General features: G+C 60.8%; 19 protein-coding genes. 6 read left to right on the plus strand and 13 right to left on the minus strand.

Going from position 1 to position 18356, the window contains the following annotated elements; translation table 11 throughout:
- Nucleotides 1–27 precede the first annotated feature (27 nt).
- Nucleotides 28–1245, minus strand: a complete 1218-nt coding sequence (locus tag CO655_RS03575; protein WP_010034133.1) for a hypothetical protein — start codon at nt 1243–1245, stop codon at nt 28–30.
- 187 nt (nt 1246–1432) lie between these two features.
- Between CO655_RS03575 and CO655_RS03580 the strand changes: the two genes are divergently transcribed.
- Nucleotides 1433–1933, plus strand: coding sequence for a GFA family protein (locus CO655_RS03580; protein ID WP_097663805.1), 501 nt, complete (start codon nt 1433–1435; stop codon nt 1931–1933).
- A 71-nt stretch (nt 1934–2004) separates the two neighbouring features.
- Here CO655_RS03580 and CO655_RS03585 read toward each other — a convergent pair whose 3' ends face one another.
- The gene (locus tag CO655_RS03585) at nt 2005–2268 is read right to left on the minus strand and encodes a BON domain-containing protein (protein WP_097663806.1); all 264 of its coding nucleotides are present in this window, start codon (nt 2266–2268) and stop codon (nt 2005–2007) included.
- A 938-nt stretch (nt 2269–3206) separates the two neighbouring features.
- Entirely contained in the window at nt 3207–3443 is a 237-nt protein-coding gene (locus CO655_RS03590; protein ID WP_176539209.1) for a DUF982 domain-containing protein, read from the minus strand.
- 681 nt (nt 3444–4124) lie between these two features.
- Between CO655_RS03590 and CO655_RS03600 the strand changes: the two genes are divergently transcribed.
- Complete coding sequence (locus CO655_RS03600; RefSeq protein WP_097608321.1) at nt 4125–5897, plus strand: SLC13 family permease; 1773 nt, start codon at nt 4125–4127, stop codon at nt 5895–5897.
- 116 nt (nt 5898–6013) lie between these two features.
- On the opposite strand, the gene CO655_RS03605 is transcribed toward CO655_RS03600, so the two are convergent.
- The 7 genes from CO655_RS03605 to CO655_RS03635 all read right to left on the minus strand — a co-directional run bounded on the left by CO655_RS03605 (nt 6014) and on the right by CO655_RS03635 (nt 11461).
- Complete coding sequence (locus CO655_RS03605; protein WP_010032676.1) at nt 6014–6694, minus strand: DUF4405 domain-containing protein; 681 nt, start codon at nt 6692–6694, stop codon at nt 6014–6016.
- Nucleotides 6691–7164 carry a cytochrome P460 family protein gene (locus tag CO655_RS03610; RefSeq protein WP_010032679.1) on the minus strand — a complete coding sequence of 158 codons (474 nt, stop codon included), beginning with the start codon at nt 7162–7164 and terminating at the stop codon, nt 6691–6693. Before CO655_RS03610 ends, CO655_RS03605 begins: the two co-directional genes overlap by 4 nt.
- Nucleotides 7165–7192: 28 nt before the next feature.
- Complete coding sequence (locus CO655_RS03615; RefSeq protein ID WP_097663809.1) at nt 7193–7663, minus strand: cupin domain-containing protein; 471 nt, start codon at nt 7661–7663, stop codon at nt 7193–7195.
- 43 nt (nt 7664–7706) lie between these two features.
- Nucleotides 7707–8063 (minus strand): carboxymuconolactone decarboxylase family protein, encoded by a 357-nt coding sequence (locus tag CO655_RS03620; RefSeq protein WP_245423753.1) that lies wholly within the window; start codon nt 8061–8063, stop codon nt 7707–7709.
- A gap of 134 nt (nt 8064–8197) precedes the next feature.
- Nucleotides 8198–9301 carry an alpha/beta hydrolase gene (locus CO655_RS03625; RefSeq protein ID WP_097663810.1) on the minus strand — a complete coding sequence of 368 codons (1104 nt, stop codon included), beginning with the start codon at nt 9299–9301 and terminating at the stop codon, nt 8198–8200.
- Between the two features lie 62 nt (nt 9302–9363).
- Nucleotides 9364–10440 carry an alpha/beta fold hydrolase gene (locus tag CO655_RS03630; RefSeq protein ID WP_097663811.1) on the minus strand — a complete coding sequence of 359 codons (1077 nt, stop codon included), beginning with the start codon at nt 10438–10440 and terminating at the stop codon, nt 9364–9366.
- 127 nt (nt 10441–10567) lie between these two features.
- The gene (locus CO655_RS03635) at nt 10568–11461 is read right to left on the minus strand and encodes a LysR family transcriptional regulator (RefSeq protein WP_097663812.1); all 894 of its coding nucleotides are present in this window, start codon (nt 11459–11461) and stop codon (nt 10568–10570) included.
- Nucleotides 11462–11713: 252 nt separating this feature from the next.
- Here CO655_RS03635 and CO655_RS03640 point away from each other — a divergent pair, with 252 nt between their 5' ends.
- Nucleotides 11714–12571, plus strand: a complete 858-nt coding sequence (locus CO655_RS03640; protein WP_097608314.1) for an aldo/keto reductase — start codon at nt 11714–11716, stop codon at nt 12569–12571.
- Between the two features lie 168 nt (nt 12572–12739).
- On the plus strand, nt 12740–13894 hold the full coding sequence (locus CO655_RS03645) for an aldo/keto reductase (protein ID WP_097663868.1): 1155 nt from the start codon (nt 12740–12742) through the stop codon (nt 13892–13894).
- Nucleotides 13895–13977: 83 nt separating this feature from the next.
- On the opposite strand, the gene CO655_RS03650 is transcribed toward CO655_RS03645, so the two are convergent.
- From CO655_RS03650 to CO655_RS03660, 3 genes are all read right to left on the minus strand, one after another.
- Entirely contained in the window at nt 13978–15507 is a 1530-nt protein-coding gene (locus CO655_RS03650) for a SulP family inorganic anion transporter (protein WP_097582611.1), read from the minus strand.
- Nucleotides 15508–15511: 4 nt separating this feature from the next.
- The gene (locus CO655_RS03655) at nt 15512–16216 is read right to left on the minus strand and encodes a carbonic anhydrase (RefSeq protein ID WP_097663813.1); all 705 of its coding nucleotides are present in this window, start codon (nt 16214–16216) and stop codon (nt 15512–15514) included.
- Between the two features lie 331 nt (nt 16217–16547).
- Complete coding sequence (locus CO655_RS03660; protein ID WP_097663814.1) at nt 16548–17174, minus strand: class I SAM-dependent methyltransferase; 627 nt, start codon at nt 17172–17174, stop codon at nt 16548–16550.
- Between the two features lie 282 nt (nt 17175–17456).
- Between CO655_RS03660 and CO655_RS34750 the strand changes: the two genes are divergently transcribed.
- Together CO655_RS34750 and CO655_RS03670 are read left to right on the plus strand one after the other, a co-directional pair.
- On the plus strand, nt 17457–17720 hold the full coding sequence (locus CO655_RS34750; protein WP_348628138.1) for a DUF6678 family protein: 264 nt from the start codon (nt 17457–17459) through the stop codon (nt 17718–17720).
- Between the two features lie 275 nt (nt 17721–17995).
- Nucleotides 17996–18346, plus strand: coding sequence for a DUF2200 domain-containing protein (locus tag CO655_RS03670; protein WP_097663815.1), 351 nt, complete (start codon nt 17996–17998; stop codon nt 18344–18346).
- Nucleotides 18347–18356 lie beyond the last annotated feature (10 nt).

An 18356-nucleotide genomic window follows, 5' to 3' on the forward strand; every position in this document is an offset into this window, starting at 1 on the left:
TGCGAGGGGCTGCGCAGGCGCTATATTTCATTGCTGTGTCCCGATCGTGAAGGTCGCCATGACCGACCCGCCTGTGATCCAGGCTACTTCGCCGTCCGGGGAGAAGCCGAGGGTTGGGCTGGCCCAGCCGGGCATTTCAAAGCGCTGAAGAACAGAACCATCCGTCATCGATACAAGGGCAACGTATTCCTTTTCGCTTTGCATCGTTATGAGAGCGTAGCGGTTATCCGGGCTGATGGCGGGGACACGACTGATGGAGAAATCATAGGCTTCCCCGGTTATCGACCAAATCAGCCGACCCGAGACCACCTCCCTTAGCTCCGCGATCATTCCCGACTGCGGCGTCGGTGGCGGGCAGGGGTTTCCGAACTCGCAGATCCAACCGGTAGCGCTGAGATTTCCCATGATCAGCACTTTGTTTCCGTCTATGGAAAGCGTGTAGCGTGGATGCATTGCCTTGTTGTGGATCGGCAAAATCCTTGGTTTATCGCCTTGGTCCCAGAGCATCCACGTGTCCGGCCACCACGCGGTCAGCACACGTACCCGCCCGCTCCGGTCGATCCGGGAAGACGCCGCGAGAAAGCGCCTATAGTTAGGCGGCGTTGGGATCGTTGCGATTTCAACGGCATCCAGGACGCGACCCGCCTTGGCGTCGACGAGAGCGATCGTCGGGTGCGGGTCTTCATGTTCGGGCCTATAGTAGGAACCCCGGGTGCCGAATGTTGCGAAGGCCAGGCCGGTGCCGCCGATCCAAAAGATTTCGTCCAGCGGTCCATTCGGATGGGTGAGAACGGGCAAAGGCGTCTGGCCGCCGGTCTCGGTGAACAGGTACGGTTGCAGGCCTCCGAGCGCGAAGCCCGAACGGTCTTTGTCTTGGGCGACGCCGAGGACCGCAGACGAGTCGGGCAGCCATTCGAAGGGCACGATCGGCGTCCAGAGGGAGCTGAACCCATGCATCGGGAATGTGTAGTTTGCACCGGCCCGATCAACGCTGCCGACCCACAGCCCTTTGATAGCGTGAGAGGTAAAGGCCTTGCTTCCATCGGGGGACAGGTAAACCGGGTAGCCGTCGTGGAAGATCGGAAGGCAGCGTATGGCCGACAAATTCATCGGCCCGGCAGGTCTGGGCTCGAGCGACTCGATGGTTTTCGTCCAGTCGCCTTTGCAGCCGATCAATTCAGGAGAAGCCATTGCAGCTGAAGCAAAGCTTAGGCTGAGCGCCGCCAGCACGGTATATACAAACAAGGCTGCTCTCCGATCTCGCTGGATGGGGATCATGCCTACAAAGCCATAAGGGAATGTAAAGCGCGCTGGTTGCATTCGATGTAACCGGCAACACCAGAATTGCATCCGCTCCGGCGAGGCTGGACGATCAAAAGACGACAACCTAAAAGAGTTGCGGCCAAACCCGCTTCTTGCAGGAGACGAAAAAATGCAGCGCATCGAGAGGGAAGTGAGCGGCGGCTGCCAGTGCGGCGCCGTGCGCTACCACGCAAGCGTCATGCTCGACAATTCGCATCTCTGCCATTGCCGCATGTGCCAGAAAGCCTCGGGCAGCATCTTTGCCGCGCTCGTCGCCGCGCCCGATGATGCGCTGACCTGGACACGCGGCCAGCCGAGCGTCTGGAAGAGCTCGGAGTTGGTCGAGCGCGGCTTCTGCGCCAATTGCGGCACGCCGTTGTTCTTCCACCACCGCGAAAACGGCCGCACCAACCTGATGATCGGCTCGCTTGACGATCCCAACGCCTTCCCGCCGCTGGCCAATACCTGCACCGAGAACATGGTGACCTGGTTCGAGACGATCACGGGATTGGAAAATACCGGTGCGACCGAGACCAACGGCGCCGACTGGGCGGCGGCGATCAAGGCGAGCAACAACCAGCATCCCGATCACGATACGACTTCCTGGGCGGTGAGGGGGCGTGAGGGCTGAGATCTGCCGCTGCCGGGCTTGTTCCGACCTTGGTCCTAGTCCAATTGGGTGCCGCCCATTGACATCCACTACTACGACGGGAAGCGGCTCAGCATCCGGTCCTGGACGTTTTCCCAGCCGACGATCGACGCTGCAAGCGAGATGATTTTGTCGCGATCCGCGGCCTTTGTTATGTAGCCTTCGAGCAGAACGACCGGGCCGAGCATTCTGATTTCGACGGCGCTGCTGTCAACGTCCGGATCGGCGGCAAGAGTTGCCGAGATGGTCGCGATGGTCGCTGCCGTACTATGGCCTTCCTGACAGTGCTCCTGGTGATTGTTAGGGCCATACTCCATTTTCTTCTTCCTGTTCCGCCGCCCTCCCGCGGACCTCATGTTGCCTCAAAAACAATATGTGCAGCGGGCTCTCAGCTTGCCAGCCCGACTTAGGTCCCCCCGGCAACCAAAATCTGCGGCGAATGCCTGAATGACCGCGAGAGATCGAGAAAATACAAAACCGCTATGTATTGACGGGGTGCACCGACTGCCCATATCCGGCCCTTGGGAAATCCACAATCGGATGCCGGTCGTGCTTCGTGCCGAGGATTACGGGCGTCCGATCCAAACCCACGCGGTCTGATGAAGCCGTTCGATGACCACGCGATGATGATGTGGCCCATTACGCCTCGCGTATTGACTGTCAGAAATGTCGGGCCGGAGGTCATAAATCCGGTTGATCTGAGCGCAAAACAGGTTTCGCAGTAGGATTAGTAAGATCAGGTAAATTGAAGATTTTTCGAACTCTGTCATTCTTTTACCTGTCCGCCCCCTGCAGTGCGGCATCACTGATAAGGTCGCATCAATCTGGTACAAAATGCCCCGTCTTGGCGGGGTATTTTGCTGTTCGGGCTCCGGTACTGCAGACCGGAGGGTGAATTCCGCGACAGGACTATCGCGAGCTTTCAAGGCGGCGACCGTCGCTCAGAAGGTTCAGCCAGGCCTGCGACACTTTCTCCTCGGCTGAGCCCCCGAAATGGCAATCGTCGTAGCGAAGGAACTGCGGAGCGGTTCCCAATGGCTGCCGCCTCTCTGGCAACCTTGCGCGTCGAGGCCGGCCGTGCCTTTGAAAATGGAGCCAACAAGTATCGTTCCGCGATGGGGAGGGCGCGGATGTCATCGCGACAATGAAGACAAGCGTGTCGGTCAACCCGCGGCCACTGCGTTTCCTACTGTCAGCGCCGCAGTGCCTGCCGGCTTTGCCATGCGACCAATTTATAGTCCCGTGTTGGCTCTCCTCATTCTGTATCGGTCGAGTAGGGGATCTCGGCTTCCTTCAACGCCAACAAGAACAACTCCCGGGCGCTATCGTCTGAAACATGTCCGTCATCGGCGCCTTCACTGGCTTCAAGGGCCGCGATGTAAGCCTTTTCCTCAGAGACCGGCCAACGGGCCGATAGAAGATCGAACGCCTGTTTCGCCGATCTCACGGTGATCGATTTTCGCAGGTGTAGATTGACGACACTCGTCCACAAGACAGGCTCCATCGCCAGCGGGCATCCCGCTAAATGGAGCGCCCGCTTCACCCCAACCTCGGTCTACGACGAAGGTTCCTCACGCTTATTTTCAGCCATCCGGAGGTCCAGCGTCTGTCGCAACTGGCTCGCTGACATGTCTGTGTTTGCACTCAAAAGATCGACGGCGGCAGCGTATGCGGCTTGCGCGCAATCCCCGCCTGCGTCGAGGGAGTTCGCGTCGCACCAATCGGCTATTACCTTCGCGAGCATCTCTATATGCCGCTCGGAGAGTTCCGGAAGATTTAAGAGGTTTAGAGACATTGTTTGTGGCCTCACCCAAGGCAAGAGCACGTCTGATCTCCCAGTCGGCCTCGCCCTGCTAAGATCGCCGACTGGAGTACTATACCCTTTATTCGGCGCGATGGTATGGCGATCCGCAAAGGGCCGAATTCCACGGAGTGGCAGCGGCCCCGACCAATCGGGTGACCCTCGCATCAGTCCGCCGGCCGCCAACATGTCACAATGTCTGGTGGTGGGGGCCGCCGGCGTGCCCAGCTTATCCGCTCACGCAGACGCTGGTCAGGAGGCTGACAGGCGCTAGATTAGCAAGGCAGGGAACCCGCCGGAGGTCACGGCGTTCCCGCAAATATCTTGTTCCGCTCGGTTGTCGGCGACATCCCAGCCTTATTCCAGGTCCGTATGACGACACAGCAGATCATCGCGTTTTCTGTCATCGGGCTCATGATGGCGATCTTCATCTGGGATCGCTTCCGCTATGATGTCGTTGCCTGTTGCGCGCTCGTTTTGGCGGTCGCGACCGGGATAGTCCCGCCGGAAAAAGCCTTTTCCGGCTTTTCGGATGACATCGTCATCATCGTTGGCAGCGCCCTGATCGTGAGCGCGGGCGTGGCCCGGTCGGGCATCGTCGATGCCGCGATCAAGCGGTTTTTCCCAAACCTGAACACGTTTCATACCCAGCTCGCGCTCCTGACGATCGCCGTGGCGTTGCTGTCTGCCTTCATCAAGAATATCGGCGCGCTCGCCATCATGATGCCGGTCGCCTTTCAGTTCGCAAGGAAATCCGGCGCTTCTCCCTCGAAATACCTGATGCCGATGTCATTCGCCGCCCTGCTTGGCGGACTGATGACGCAGGTCGGCACGTCGCCGAACATCGTCGTATCGCGGCTGCGGGAGGAGATGACCGGAACATCCTTCACCATGTTCGACTTCACGCCGATCGGCGCCATCCTGACGGTCGTCGGCATCACCTTTCTGCTGTTCTTCCACAGGCTGGTGCCAAGCCGCACCAAGCAGGACCACGCCATCGAAGATGTCGTGGAGATCAAGAATTACACGAGCGAAGTCGCAATCACCGACCAGTCGACGCTGCTTCAGCGGGCGCTCAGCGACCTCGTGAAGCTCGGCGATGGCGAGGTCATCGCCACGGCGGTCCTGCGCGGCGGCACCAGGATGGCGCCGTTTCCTGATCTGACGCTCCGCTCCGACGATATTGTGATGCTGGAAGGCCCCTCGGCTGCCATGGACCGCATCGTATCACAAGGGAAATTGAAGCTTTCCGGCAAGCCTTTGACGAAAGATGGCCTGCCGGACAGGAACATCATTTCGCTCGAGGCGATCGTCAGCCAGGACTCGTCCCTCACCGGGCTTTCGGCCAAGGAGCTGGCGCTCTCCTACACGCGCGGGGTCAACATCCTGGCGATCAGCCGGCGCGGCGAACGCCTCAAGGAACGGTTGGGCAGCTTGACCCTCGGCGTCGGCGATATCCTCCTCCTGCAGGGCAGCCGGGCAAGCCTGGCCGCGCTTCTGCAGGATTTTGGCCTGTTGCCGCTCGCCCAGCGGGAGGTGATGCTCGGCACCCGCCGCCGTGCCTTCATTCCGCTTCTGATCCTGGCCCTCGCCATGGCCACGACCGCCGTTGGCCTCGCGCCGGTTCCGGTGGCTTTCTTCGCAGCGGCGCTAGGCATGGTCGTTTTCCGGGCCATTCCACTGACGGATATCTATAAAGCGGTCGACGGCCCGATCCTGGTTATGCTCGCCGCCCTTATTCCCGTCTCGGATTCCTTGCGCACCTCCGGCGGCAGCGACCTGATCGCCGGTTGGCTGGGTGCGGTGGCGATGAATCTGCCGGCATGGGGGGCACTCGGCCTGATCCTGGTCAGCGCCATGGCCGTTACACCCTTTCTCAACAACGCCGCGACCGTTCTCGTCATGGCACCGATCGCCGCGAGCTTTGCAACCAGTCTCGGCTTCAGGCCGGAAGCCTTCCTGATGGCGGTGGCAATTGGCGCCGGCTGCGACTTCCTGACCCCGGTCGGCCATCAATGCAACACGCTCGTCTTCGGTCCCGGCGGTTACCGGTTCTCCGATTACCCACGTCTCGGCCTGCCGCTGTCGGCATTGATCATCCTGGTCAGCGTGCCAGCGCTGCTTTTTGTCTGGCCGGTGAAGTAGGTCGCTGGGGCGGCAGCCGCAGGCGGTGACGGATTTGGGGCCGATTGCCGGCGGCAGCGACAGACGCGGCGCATCCGCGTCCGAAAGCTGACATGTAGTCGTCGACGAGGCAGTCCCTAGGACGTGTTGCGCTCTGATCGCCGAGCCAGCCTCAGCCCACAATGCATCCCGCAGGCGAACATGCCGACGATGGCTCCATAATTGAGAAAGAACTCCAGCGACGACTCGTTGAAATCCCACATGTCCAACGAATAGGTCAGCATGAGCTTCGACCCGAACCCCATATCGACGGAACTTTTGAGACCCCATGCAGCGATGGCCAAGGCGGCCAGTCGCAACGCGGCCGTGCGATAGACGTTTGGGGCAGAGATCCGGAACACGCCCCGGCCGACATTCATCACCACCTGCCAACGCGTCCCGAGATGCATTGAAACGATCAGCAACACCCAGTATCCCGCGAACATATGGATTTCGCGGACAGCAAAGGCGCCGCCGGCCGCCGCGAATGGGAACGCATCCCGAGAGATGAGCAGGCTGGTGACGAGCATGACAGTCATGCCGATGCCGAGACAGGCGATCACAGCCAGGTTCACCAGGCGGACGGCATTCATGTTCCGCTGCGCGACACCGCCGTACCAACGCCTGTTGAAGACGTTATGGACGATGACGAGCGCGAACAGCGCCGTCCCGAACAACTCGTGAGAGAGGTTGTCGAGCCACCAATAGGCAAGACATGCGATGATCAGGACAACCGCCAGGAAGTCCAGCAACAGGCGGAAAGGCAAGATGCGGCTCATTCCAACTCGAACCGTCGCATGTCGTTGTAGGTGTAGAGGAACTCACGGCCGGATCGCGAGGTATGACACCGCTGGCAGCGCTCGGTGTTCTCGTCCATGTTGATCGTGCCGTCGGGCTTAAACCACTGGAACTGCCAGTCGGCCGTACGTCGGTTCTCGTCGTAGTCCTGCCCCCAGCCCTCGCCCTTCTCCATGATGAAGTAGCGGAAGACCTTGCCGTCTCGGTAGTCGACAAGCGCGACATGGGTGCCGTTCGGAATCGGCTCGCCGCGCTTGACGGCCTCGATCGCCTCGCGGGTCGTCATGATGTGCTCGGTCACCTCGCCCCGCTCGACGGTGGTATAATGAACAAGCTTGCCAATGTCAGGCATCGTAGTGCGCGTTGGCTCGGCGTGGACTTGCATCCCCACCGAGACGACCGTCAGTCCAGCCAGAGCCGCACCACTTATGCCGCCAATTATTTTCTTCATCGAAACCTCATCGACGTTGGACCAGAGCTCACCGCGCGTATTGTTCGTCGGAAACATGTTCCATCCACGCGACCGACTTGCCGTCCAGTGCCTCGGAAATGGCGATATGCGACATTCCGGTGGTCGCCGTCGCGCCGTGCCAGTGCTTCACCCCCGGCGGTATCCAGGCGATGTCGCCCGGACGGATTTCCTGCACTTCGCCATCCCAATGCTGGACGAGGCCGACGCCTGCCGTGACGATCAGGGTCTGACCAAGAGGATGGGTGTGCCAGGCGGTGCGCGCGCCGGGCTCGAAGGTCACCGTGCCTCCACTGACTGTAGCGGGGGCAGTCGCGGAAAAGCGGGAATCGACTCGGACGGCTCCGGTGAAGCTGGTCGACGGACCGGCCGTCGATGGTTGGGTACCGGCTCGGGTTACCGTCACGCCCTTGTCGGGTTCGGCGAAAGCAGCGGATGCGCCAAGGGATAGGGCAACAGTCATAAGGGTCGTCATGTTCATGGGGTACCTGTCATGGTGAGGGCCGTGCTGGCTCGACCGTGATCTACTTCTCTGCGAAGACATCCTTGGCGATCGCCACCGCCGACACAGCGCTCGGCCAGCCGGAATAGAACGCCATATGCGTGATGGTCTCGACGAGCTGCTCTTCCGTCAGGCCGTTGGCCTTGGCGCGAACGAGATGTGAACGAAGCTGGTCAGGACGGTTGAGGGCGATCAGCGCTGCGACCGTCACCAGGCTACGGTCTCGTTGAGAGAGCTGCGGCCGTTCCCATACATCGGCGTAAAGGACGTCGTCCGTCAGTTCCGCCAGCTTGGGTGCGATATCGCCCATCAGTTGCTGAGTTCGCGAACGGGCGGACTCGAGATTCGATGCTGGTTCCTGTGCCATGGTTGTCTCCATTCCGGCTCCAAAGACGATGGCAGCGCTGAGTATTCCCGACATGAGTTTCTTCAAGTTGATTTCCTCTCGATAATTCAGTGCATGGCTCCTGCCGACGATTGGGCAGCAGGCGCTTCGCACGCCTGGGAAAACCGTCACGTGGAAGCGAGGTGACGGTCGAAGAACGGCTTCAACCTGGACAGGGCCGCTTCGACATACTCGGGAACCCAATAGGTCTCGATGTGCTTGGCACCCTCGATCTTGAACAGTTCCTTGTCCCTGGTGCCCGTCGCTTTCGGGAACGCGTCCTCGGTCAGGTAAAGGGTGTCGGCTTCGCTGCCCGCAATCATCAGGAGCGGCACGTCGATGAGCGCGATCTCGCCCGTGGCGTCCCAGCGCATCAAATCCATCAAGCTGCTTGTCGTGTACCTGAAGGTCGAGCCAGGATGTGCATGGGTGCGCCAGTAGTAGTGATAGCCCTGCCGATAAAGATCGAACGGAAGAGCATCGATCTGGGCGTCCGTCAGATTGGCGTCCCCGGAATAGAGGATCTCGCCGCCCGCTGCTTCCTGTGCGCGGGCTGCCGAGGCCTGCTGCAGGCGCTGCTGTATCGTTTCCATTTGGCTGTCCTGGAAGCCGTTGCGGCGGACGCGGCCAGAATTGAACATGCTGAGCGTCGCCACGGCCTTGAGGCGCTTGTCGGTCTTTGCAGCCGCCAGAGAGTAGCCGCCACCGCCGCAGATGCCGAAAAGGCCGAGGCGTGCCGTGTCAACACCGGGGAAGCGACTGATGAAGTCCGCCATTCCGTGGATATCTTCGATGCGGAACTGCGGCTTGTCGGTGTTGCGCGGTTCACCGCCGCTTCCGCCCTGATAGGCGGCGTCGGCCGTGATCGTGATGAAACCTCGCTCCGCCAGACGCTGCGCGTAAAGGCCCGTGGTCTGCTCTTTCACGCCCCCGTTCGGATGCGCCAGAACGATCGTGGGATGCTTTTTCGCCGGATCGTAGCCGGGCGGCGTGTAGACGTTGGCGACGATGTCGAGACCATTGAGCTTGTAGTTCATCGGATGGATGTTCACCTTCCCCGTCTCGTTCCTGGTGATCGCGCCGTCGTAAACGAGTGTGAACGGATTCTGCTTGTAATCGGCGGCGGCAGCGGTGGTCGTCATTGCGGAAACTCCCAGCATCGCACCGGAGATGACGAGAGCACCTGCACCCAGGAAGTCGCGTCGTCTTGTGTCGATGATTTCAATTGCCATTTTGAGGCTCCTCAATATGTGAAGTTCCGCGCGCTGACGCTTTCCGACAGCGCGCAGATTGGTCAGTCGAGCTTCTTGTCCGCGAGGAACTTCGAGACCTGGTCGGCGATCTCAACGTTGTTCAGATCCGACATCAGGAAGTGCGTACCGCCCTTTATGCCGATATCCGGCAGATGAACGAGCGTGGCATCGCCGCCGTGCTTGTTCACGGTTTCTACCCAGAGCTTCGCCATCGCCAGGCGGACGCGCCAGTTGTCCTGTCCGCGTTCCTGGGTCGGTTCGAGCGGGAAATTGTCGCCGTAGTAGATAACGATCGGTAGCTTGGTGAGCTTTTCGAAGTCCGCGGCGGGAACGGCCTCGGCCTTGAGGGTGCCGGCGGCACTCGGCATATCGGCCGGGACCTCGCCTTCGGGAAAAATGAAACCGCTGCCCGGTTCCAGCGCCACGATGCCCTTGACGTTGGGGTTCTTGATCGCCGTCAGCCATCCCGGTCCGCCCGCCTGCGAATGCGTGAACAGGATTGCCGGTCCGGTCCTTGTGAACAGGGTCGACATGGCGTCCGAGATCACGTTTGCATCGAATGGGCCTGTGTTCGGCGTGACCGAGCGGAAGAACTGGTTCAGCGCTTCGGGATCACGCGAGAACTGGACGTCGCCGAAGTAGTCCGGCCATTTGCCAATCCGGAACTGGTCAAAGAACAACTGGTCGTATGGCGTCGGCTCGATCGTCGTCGCGACGGTGCTGTTGCCCGCGCGGCCGCGACGCGGTTGATCCACCAGATAGATGGGATACCCACGGCGCAGGAAAATGTTCTGGAAGCCGTCTCGACCGTCCGGCGTAGTCTCCCAGGAGCGTGCCGACTGATAGGCTCCGTGGAGCATGACGATCGGCAGCGACTTCGGGTTCTCGGGCACCTGATAGAAGACGTAGGCGTGGTCGCCGTGAAGCGTCTGACCCTCGGAGCTCGGAGCATTGTTGTTGTAGGTTCCGGCTGTGGCCGACACCGTGCCGCCAACCGCGAAGCTGCCCTGCTCCCGGACTACGAGAGGCTCCGGTTTGGCGACTGGTTGGGCGTAGACTGCACCTGAAGACAGAACGAGTGCGGAAAACGCGACGGCCGAAAGAGTTTTGGAAAACATGCCCGATACCTGCCTTGCAACATGAAGTTGGAAGAAGGCTACGCGAGCAGCATTCAGTTGATTAGATGCTCATTTCCGATTGAAGGTATTAGCCTGCCTTATTAATCACAGACGGTTGATCACCGTGTTACCCGCGGTACCGCAGAGCTTCTACCACCAGTGCGAATGCCGGCGAGGCGTGTCGTCGGTTAGGATAGTAGAGGTGGTAACCTGCAAATGGCGCGCACCAGTCCTCAAGAACGCGGACAAGCCTGCCCTGCGCGATATCGTCTGCTACCAGATCGTCGGGCATATAGGCGAGACCGAGGCCTCGCCTCACGGCATCAAGGCGCATTGCAATGTTGTTGAACACCATCTGGCCTTCGACCCGGACCTTGAGTTCGTGGTCGTCCTTCTCGAACTCCCACGCGAGGATGTTGCCATAGGTTGGCATCCGGATCTGAACGCAATTATGCGCCGTCAGGTCCTGCGGGATCTCGGGCCACGGATGCTGCCGGAAATAGGAAGGCGCTCCCACCACCGCCATGCGCATTTCCGGGCCGATTTTCACAGCGATCATGTCTTTCGCCAGTTGCTCGCCGAGCCGCACGCCCGCATCGTAGCGTTCGGCGACGATATCCGTCAGGCCGTAGTCCACGGTGATCTCGACGTTGACGTCCGGATTGTCGGGCAGGAACTTTTCGAGCGCCGGCGCAAGGACCGAGATCGCGGCATGCTCGCCGGCCGTGATCCGGACCGTCCCGGCCGGCTTGTCCCGCATCTCGCTGAGCGCAGCGAGTTCCGCCTGAATCTCTTCGAACCTCGGTCCCGCCGTCAGAAGAAGACGTTCACCCGCCGCCGTCGGTGATACCCGCCGCGTCGTGCGCGTCAGCAGCCGAATGCCCAGCCGCTCTTCGAGACCACGGATAGTCTGGCTTAGGGCGGACTGCGAGACGCCAAGCTTCAAGGCGGCGCGAGTGAAACTCTCCTCGCGCGCCACGGTGACGAAGGCGAGCAGATCGTTGAAGTTCTCCTGCGGCATTCATTAGGCACCCTTATAGCCTCATGCCGATTACTGCCCCTAATCTAAAATGTCGGCAAGGGATATCTTTTAGCCCGACCGGCAACCTCGAAGTCTCGGCGCTCGGCCTTGGGTGCAAGGGCGCGACCCGCGGACGCGCTCTCCAAGGTCGATATCGTTGGCGACAGATATCCTACACACCTTCAGGCGCGCGTCGGCAAGTGAAACGGCGGCGATCCGCAGAGCTCTCGCGTTAGAGAGAAGGAAAATGACATGACCAGTACCGTTCCCACAGTGACCCTGAACAACGGGATCGAGATGCCGATCCTTGGCTTCGGCGTCTTTCAGGTACCCGATCCTGCCGAGTGCGAGCGCAGCGTCCGTGACGCGATCGATGTCGGATATCGTTTGCTCGACACCGCAACTTCCTATGGCAACGAAGAGGCCGTAGGCACCGCGATCCGCAACCATGGCATTGATCGAAGCGATCTGTTTGTAACAACCAAGCTCTGGATCGAGGACGCGACGTATGAGGGCGCCAAGGCCGCTTTCCAACGTTCCCTAAACAAGCTGCAGCTCGACTATCTGGACCTCTGGCTCATCCACCAGCCTTTCGGTGATGTCTATGGCGCATGGCGTGCGATGGAAGAACTGTACAAGGCGGGTCGCATCCGCACGATCGGCGTCAGCAACTTCTATCCCGACCGTTTGCTGGATTTCGTGCTTCACAACGAGATCGTGCCCGCGGTCAATCAGATCGAAATCCACCCGTTCCATCAGCAGGAGGACGCAGAGAAGCTGCTCCAGGAATACAACGTTCAACCCGAAGCATGGGGTCCTTTCGCGGAGGGGAAGAACGGGCTGTTCACCAACGAACTCTTGCGGTCGATTGGTAACAAGCATGGCAAAAGCATTGCGCAGGTCGTGCTACGATGGCTGATCCAACGCAACATCGTCGCCATCCCTAAATCGGTGCGTAAAGAGCGGATGGCGGAGAACTTTTCGATCTTCGACTTCGCGCTGGACCAGAAAGACGTTGAGGCGATCGGTTCGCTCGACCAGAAGGCCAGCAGCTTCTTCGATCATCGCGATCCGGCAATGGTGAAGTGGCTTGGCACGCGCAAGCTCTGAACCAATGCTGCCTACGTTCCCCGTTCCCTCGAACTCAGCGCGCCTTTACCGCCGCCGTCCCGAACGCCGTGGTCGGCAAGCGGGTCGACGAGGTGAAAGACGGCAAGCTGGCAGGCTCCAGGCCGCGCGACGATGGTCGCGAAGTTTGAATAACGAAAGAGAATGACGATGACAGAAAACCAGAGAATGGAACTGAATCGACGGGGATTGCTGATGTCCGCGGCAAGTCTCGCCATAGCGGCAAACGCGGACATCGCGTCCGCGCAGTCCTCGACTACACCAGCGGCCTCAACAGCTGCGTCAGTTTCGGCAATCGGCCGCAGGAAGCTCGGCGCGCTCGAAGTTTCGAGTGTCGGTCTAGGCGTCCAGAACATGAGCCGCACCTACCAGCAGACAATCCCGACACGCGCCGAGATGCACAATATCATCCGTTCGGCGTTCGACAACGGCCTGACCTTCTATGATGCGGCCGAGGCCTACGGCCCCCACGAAGTCGAGCGCATTCTCGGCGAAGGCGTCGAGCCGTTCCGGCACCAGATCGTCATCGCATCGAAGTTCGGATGGAACATCGATCTTGAGACTGGAGCGCGCCGACCGGGGCTCAACAGCCGGCCGGAGCATATCAAGCTGGCTGTCGAGGGCATGCTGAAACGGTTGCGGACGGATCGCATCGACCTTCTCTACCAGCACCGCGTCGATCCGCAGGTGCCGATCGAGGACGTGGCTGGTGCCGTCAAGGACCTGATGGACCAAGGAAAGGTTCTGCACTGGGGCCTTTCCGAGATGGGTCTGAACACCCTCCGTAGAGCCCATGCGGCACTTCCCGTGACTGCCGTCCAGAGCGAGTATTCGATGTTGTGGCGCGGACCGGAGAAGACATCGATCCCGGTCTGCCAGGAACTGGGCATAGGCTTCGTACCCTGGAGCCCGCTGGGTGTCGGCTTCCTAAACGGCGCAATCGACGAGAAGACTCGATTTGCGGAGGGCGACATCCGCGGCATCGAGGGACGCTTCTCTCCAGATAACCTTCCCCACAATCTTGCCCTCGTAGAACTTTTGAAGACCTGGGCTGAGTGGAAGGGGGCAAGGCTGGGACAGGTTGCGCTCGCTTGGCTCCTGGCCCAGAAGCCGTGGATCGTGCCGATACCCGGCACGACGCAGATGGCACACTTGATCGAAAACATCGGCTCCTCTGCCGTGTCGTTCTCGTCGTCGGAGATCGCGGGACTGAACGAATCCGTTGCTGCGATCGAGATCAAAGGGCCAAGGCTGCCGGGTGCCGTACAGGCGTTTTCGGATGTAGAAGCACCCCTGAAGTCCTAACCGCCGAGCTCTAAAATGTCCGTTTTGGGTTTCCCATGGACAAGAAGCGAGTTGGGGAGGGCGTTCGCCCTCCCCAGATTTGATCAGGCGACCTCGGTCGCAAAGCGCTGAAACAGCGGTTTCAGGCGGGGGTGGCGTGCCGCCGGCGGCGGATGAATTTCAATGGCCCGACCGGCCCTTGCCTCGCGTCGCAGCCATTCGCTGATGGTTTCGGCGCTGGTGTGATCCATGTAATGGAGGTCCTCGCCGACGATCTTGACCTTGCGGCCCTCGGGCAGTTGCTCGAGCGTGTTGAGCAGAATGGGCACATCCTTGCAGGTCGCTGCGCCGCCGAGCTGGACATGGATTTCCTCGTCTATCTCGGCGTGCCTGATCGCGAGTTTGCGCCTGAGGTAGGGCACGATCTCGATGATCGACAGCGCCAGGCCGAGCGCCACGCCGACCAGCAGGTCCTGCAGGACGACCATGGCGACGGTCACCGCCCAGATGCCGACCGGCACCAGTCCATGATGCTCGAACAGGTGTCTGACATGGCGCAGGCTGATCAACCGCCATCCGGTGACGAGCAGAACCGCGGCGAGGGCCGACAAGGGAACCAGGGTCAAGAGGCTTGGCGCCAGCGCCACCAGGCCCAGTATCCAGATCCCGTGGAAGATGGCGGAGGCCCGCGTGCGTGCGCCGGCCTGGATGTTGGCCGAGGAACGGACGATGACGCCGGTGATCGGCAATCCGCCAAGCAGGCCGCAGAGCCCGTTGCCGACGCCCTGAGCAAACAGCTCCTTGTTGAACCGGGTGCGCACGCCGTCATGCATCCGGTCGACGGCGGCAGCCGAGAGAAGCGTTTCGGCACTCGCGATGACGGCAATCATCACCGCCATGAGAATGACGCCGGGCTCCAGCAACCGGGCGAAGTTTTCCGCGGTCGGCAGTGTGATGCTGTCGACGAGCGAGGTGGGGACCTCGACGCGCGCGATCGGCAATTGCAATGCGGCGGCAAGAACCGTCGCCGCTGCGACACCGACCAGCGCTCCCGGAACCAGCGCAAGGGATTTCGGACGGCACTTCTCCCAGCACACCATTGCAAGCAGGGATATGAGGCCGACCTTCAAGGCGGTTGCCTGGCTCGTCAGGCCGGTCCCCCAAAGACGGGCGAGACTGTCCTCCATCGCCGCGACGTTCTCCATCCCGCCGGCAGCGGGCTTGGCATCCATCAGCACATGAATCTGCCCCAAAATGATCAGGATGCCGATGCCGGCGAGCATGCCGTGAACGACGGCCGGCGAGATCGCCCGGAACCAGGAGCCGACCCGCAGGAACCCGCCGGCGATCTGCAGGAAGCCGACGGCGATCAGGACGGGGGCGAGCATGGCGACGCCGTATTCCTCGACGAAGCCGAAGACGATGACGGCAAGTCCGGCGGCAGGTCCGGAGACCTGCAGCGGCGAGCCCGATAGGAAGCCGACGACGATGCCGCCGATGATGCCGGAGATCAGGCCCATCGACGCCGGCACGCCGGAGGCGATGGCGATCCCGAGGCACAGGGGGATGGCGACGAGGAAGACGACCAGCGAGGAGGCGAGGTCGCGCGAAAAGGTGGAGCTCACTGCTGTCATGGCGCTACTCCGCGGCAAGCGTTGCTGCGATTTGCGCCATGACATGCGGCCGATCGCGGCCGGTGACCGCAACCGGCAGCGGCTCTCCCTCCTGCGGCACCGTGAAGGTCGCTTTCGCCCCGTCATAGACCTGGACTTCGCCGGTCTCGATGTCGAAGAACCAGCCATGCAGGGTGATCTCGCTGGTGGCGAGTTTCGCGGCCACCGAAGGATGCGTCTTCAGGTGATCGAGCTGAACGACGACGTTTTCCATCGCCACGGCGCGCACGCGGTCACTTTCGGAAAGATCGTCCGGATAGGCGCGGCAGACGATCGAATGGGCGGCGTGGCTGTGGCGCAGCCAGGCTGCGACATTCGGCATCGGCTGCAGCAGCTCCGGATGGCACAGGCCCTTCATGGCGCCGCAATCCGAATGGCCGCACACGACGATGTCGCTGACGCCGAGCGCCAGGATCGCATATTCGATGGCGGATGAGACCCCGCCATTCAGGGTCGAGAACGGCGGAACGATGTTGCCGGCATTGCGGCAGACGAAGAGATCGCCCGGACCCGCTTGCGTGATGGTTTCGGGCATCACCCGGCTGTCGGCGCAGGATATCATCAGAGCCTGTGGTTGCTGGCCTTCCCTCGCCAGCTTGCGGTAAAGCGCCGACTGGTTGGGAAAAACCGCGCCGCGAAAACTGGAGATACCTTTCAGGAGATCACCCATGTTCGGATCCTCTTTCTGGCCGGACGTCGGACTGGGAGGAATGTCTCTCGTCCGGCGGGTTACAGAAGCGAGTTGTTCGCAGGTGCGAAAAGAACAGCAAAAAGTGTGCGGTGCAACCAGCCGCTGCGAGATCGCGATCAACAACACGTGAGGAGGGTGCCGGGGTCCGACGAAGACTGGCCATTCTTTCGGCTGGAACGCAAGGTCAGCAATGCGTCCTCATCTCGGCCACAGAGGCGATCTTTGCCTTCGCCCGGAAGCCGACGTTCCGGTGACCACCTGGAGTTCATAGCGGCGCCACAACCGGCCATTCCCGCAAGGTCTGTTTGCCTCAGGCCCGACTCGCCCGAACGCTCAGCCAGCGATCATGGGGCCTTCCGACGTAGCGACGTACCTCGCTGACAATCCAGCCGGCGTCTGTGAGTGCCGACCGCAGGGCAGGCTCGCGCCAGTACGTCTCGACGTAGCGCCGCGGTGCTGCAGCACTGCCGTGTGTGGATAGATCCTCGCCGTCGCCCTCCCGAACCGAGACATGCAGTCGGCCACCGGTCCGGGTCGCCTCGGCAAGCCGTCCAAGCACCGTGCCGAAATCCTCGCGCGCGACATGAATGAGGCAGGCACAGGCCCAGATCCCGTCGTACGGCATGCCGGGACGCTGCGGGTCGGCCAGGTCATCGGTCAGCGGGTCCAACAGGTCGGCCTCGAAGCCACTTTCGCGCAGCAGTTCGACGAAACCCTTCGAAATGTCGGTGCGCCGGACGCTGATGCCCCGCTTCTCAAGCTCAAGTGCATCTCGCCCGCCACCGCTTCCGATCTCCAGCACCCTGCCCGAGCCGGGGAGCTCGGTCACGAACGCATCGATCTCGGTCGCGACCCATTCGGGCATCACCGCGGCCTCGGCAGCGTACTCCGCCGCGGCCGCATCATAGGACCGCACAGTATCCCGGTCGGTGCTCATCCCAGCGCTCCTCCTTCAAGACAACAGCCTATCAGCCCGTTGCGCCCTTCACACTTCGGCAGTGGGCGATTTGCTTTCCAGCTTTAGCAGAAATGCGATCAAAGACACCACCGACCGACTGCCAATGCTGCCGGCGGCAATGCGCCATAAGCGGTCATTACGCCTTGTAGAACGCGGCAGCTTTTCCATATGGTCGAGCGTTACGATCAGTCGGCTGTGAAAGGTAGCGATATGCTCAACCCAGTCATGAATAATACCAAGTGGGACGAAGTCCGCTTGGCAATGTATGCACTCGATCCGAGCCCGGCATGGAGTACACTCGTAGCGAATGGCCACCGCTACGGCCCTGATCGAGAATGGTTCTATCACTTCCGCAACGGCGGATATGAAGACATCGTCCATGTTGACATCCACGTCACCACATCCCACCAACGTGAACTTGTTCAATCTGCACTGAGGAAAATCCATGTGCCGGGCGAGGAGACAGCCGACGGTTTCCGTGTTTTCGGTTACGTCGAGCGTGGTCAAGTCACCGACTACATCTGAATCCCAAGCTGATTGCATTTTCGGCAATATCTGGCTGAAGGATTGCTCCGGTCGACGGGCCGGAATGTCCCCTTCGGGCCGACAGCAGACGAGTGGCTTCGGCTGGATTGCTCCAATTGCGATCATGGCCAGCGGCGCTGTAGAGTTTCCGTCCATGAGCCAATCTTGGCCGCGCCCGCGCCGCCGGAGGGTTGCTCATTTCCCGGCCTGTGACGGCTAATGCTTGTCGCCCAGCCATCTCAGCCGGGAAATACCTGCAACATTCAGGAGAACGCATGACGAAGCATCGCATCTATTCAGTCAGCGTCGCGAGCGTCTATCCCCACTATGTCGCCAAGGCGGAGAAGAAGGGACGCACGAAGGCGGAAGTCGACGAAATCATCTGCTGGCTGACGGGCTATAGCCGAGAGAGCCTCGACGATCAGTTGGCGAGGAACACCAACTTCGAGGATTTCTTTGCGCAGGCACCTGAGATGAACCCCTCCCGATCGCAGATCACAGGCCTGATCTGCGGCGTCCGCGTGGAAGAGATCCAGGAAGCGACCATGCGGGAAATCCGCTACCTGGACAAACTGATCGACGAACTCGCCAAGGGCAGGGCGATGGAGAAGATCCTGCGAAAATAGAAGCCTAGGT

The sequence above is a fragment of the Rhizobium sp. M1 genome (assembly GCF_002531805.1).
Lineage (GTDB): Bacteria > Pseudomonadota > Alphaproteobacteria > Rhizobiales > Rhizobiaceae > Rhizobium > Rhizobium etli_C.

What these genes read in the sequence shown, in the direction of transcription:
- CO655_RS03670 (WP_097663815.1), top strand. Translation starts at nt 17,996, where the DNA reads ATGACGAAGCATCGCATCTATTCAGTCAGCGTCGCGAGCGTCTATCCC.
- CO655_RS03660 (WP_097663814.1), bottom strand. Translation starts at nt 17,174, where the DNA reads ATGAGCACCGACCGGGATACTGTGCGGTCCTATGATGCGGCCGCGGCG.
- CO655_RS03625 (WP_097663810.1), bottom strand. Translation starts at nt 9,301, where the DNA reads ATGGCAATTGAAATCATCGACACAAGACGACGCGACTTCCTGGGTGCA.
- CO655_RS03600 (WP_097608321.1), top strand. Translation starts at nt 4,125, where the DNA reads ATGACGACACAGCAGATCATCGCGTTTTCTGTCATCGGGCTCATGATG.
- CO655_RS03620 (WP_245423753.1), bottom strand. Translation starts at nt 8,063, where the DNA reads ATGGAGACAACCATGGCACAGGAACCAGCATCGAATCTCGAGTCCGCC.
- CO655_RS03645 (WP_097663868.1), top strand. Translation starts at nt 12,740, where the DNA reads ATGACAGAAAACCAGAGAATGGAACTGAATCGACGGGGATTGCTGATG.
- CO655_RS03640 (WP_097608314.1), top strand. Translation starts at nt 11,714, where the DNA reads ATGACCAGTACCGTTCCCACAGTGACCCTGAACAACGGGATCGAGATG.
- CO655_RS03615 (WP_097663809.1), bottom strand. Translation starts at nt 7,663, where the DNA reads ATGAACATGACGACCCTTATGACTGTTGCCCTATCCCTTGGCGCATCC.
- CO655_RS03655 (WP_097663813.1), bottom strand. Translation starts at nt 16,216, where the DNA reads ATGGGTGATCTCCTGAAAGGTATCTCCAGTTTTCGCGGCGCGGTTTTT.
- CO655_RS03610 (WP_010032679.1), bottom strand. Translation starts at nt 7,164, where the DNA reads ATGAAGAAAATAATTGGCGGCATAAGTGGTGCGGCTCTGGCTGGACTG.
- CO655_RS03635 (WP_097663812.1), bottom strand. Translation starts at nt 11,461, where the DNA reads ATGCCGCAGGAGAACTTCAACGATCTGCTCGCCTTCGTCACCGTGGCG.
- CO655_RS34750 (WP_348628138.1), top strand. Translation starts at nt 17,457, where the DNA reads ATGTATGCACTCGATCCGAGCCCGGCATGGAGTACACTCGTAGCGAAT.
- CO655_RS03605 (WP_010032676.1), bottom strand. Translation starts at nt 6,694, where the DNA reads ATGAGCCGCATCTTGCCTTTCCGCCTGTTGCTGGACTTCCTGGCGGTT.
- CO655_RS03630 (WP_097663811.1), bottom strand. Translation starts at nt 10,440, where the DNA reads ATGTTTTCCAAAACTCTTTCGGCCGTCGCGTTTTCCGCACTCGTTCTG.
- CO655_RS03650 (WP_097582611.1), bottom strand. Translation starts at nt 15,507, where the DNA reads ATGACAGCAGTGAGCTCCACCTTTTCGCGCGACCTCGCCTCCTCGCTG.
- CO655_RS03580 (WP_097663805.1), top strand. Translation starts at nt 1,433, where the DNA reads ATGCAGCGCATCGAGAGGGAAGTGAGCGGCGGCTGCCAGTGCGGCGCC.
- CO655_RS03585 (WP_097663806.1), bottom strand. Translation starts at nt 2,268, where the DNA reads ATGGAGTATGGCCCTAACAATCACCAGGAGCACTGTCAGGAAGGCCAT.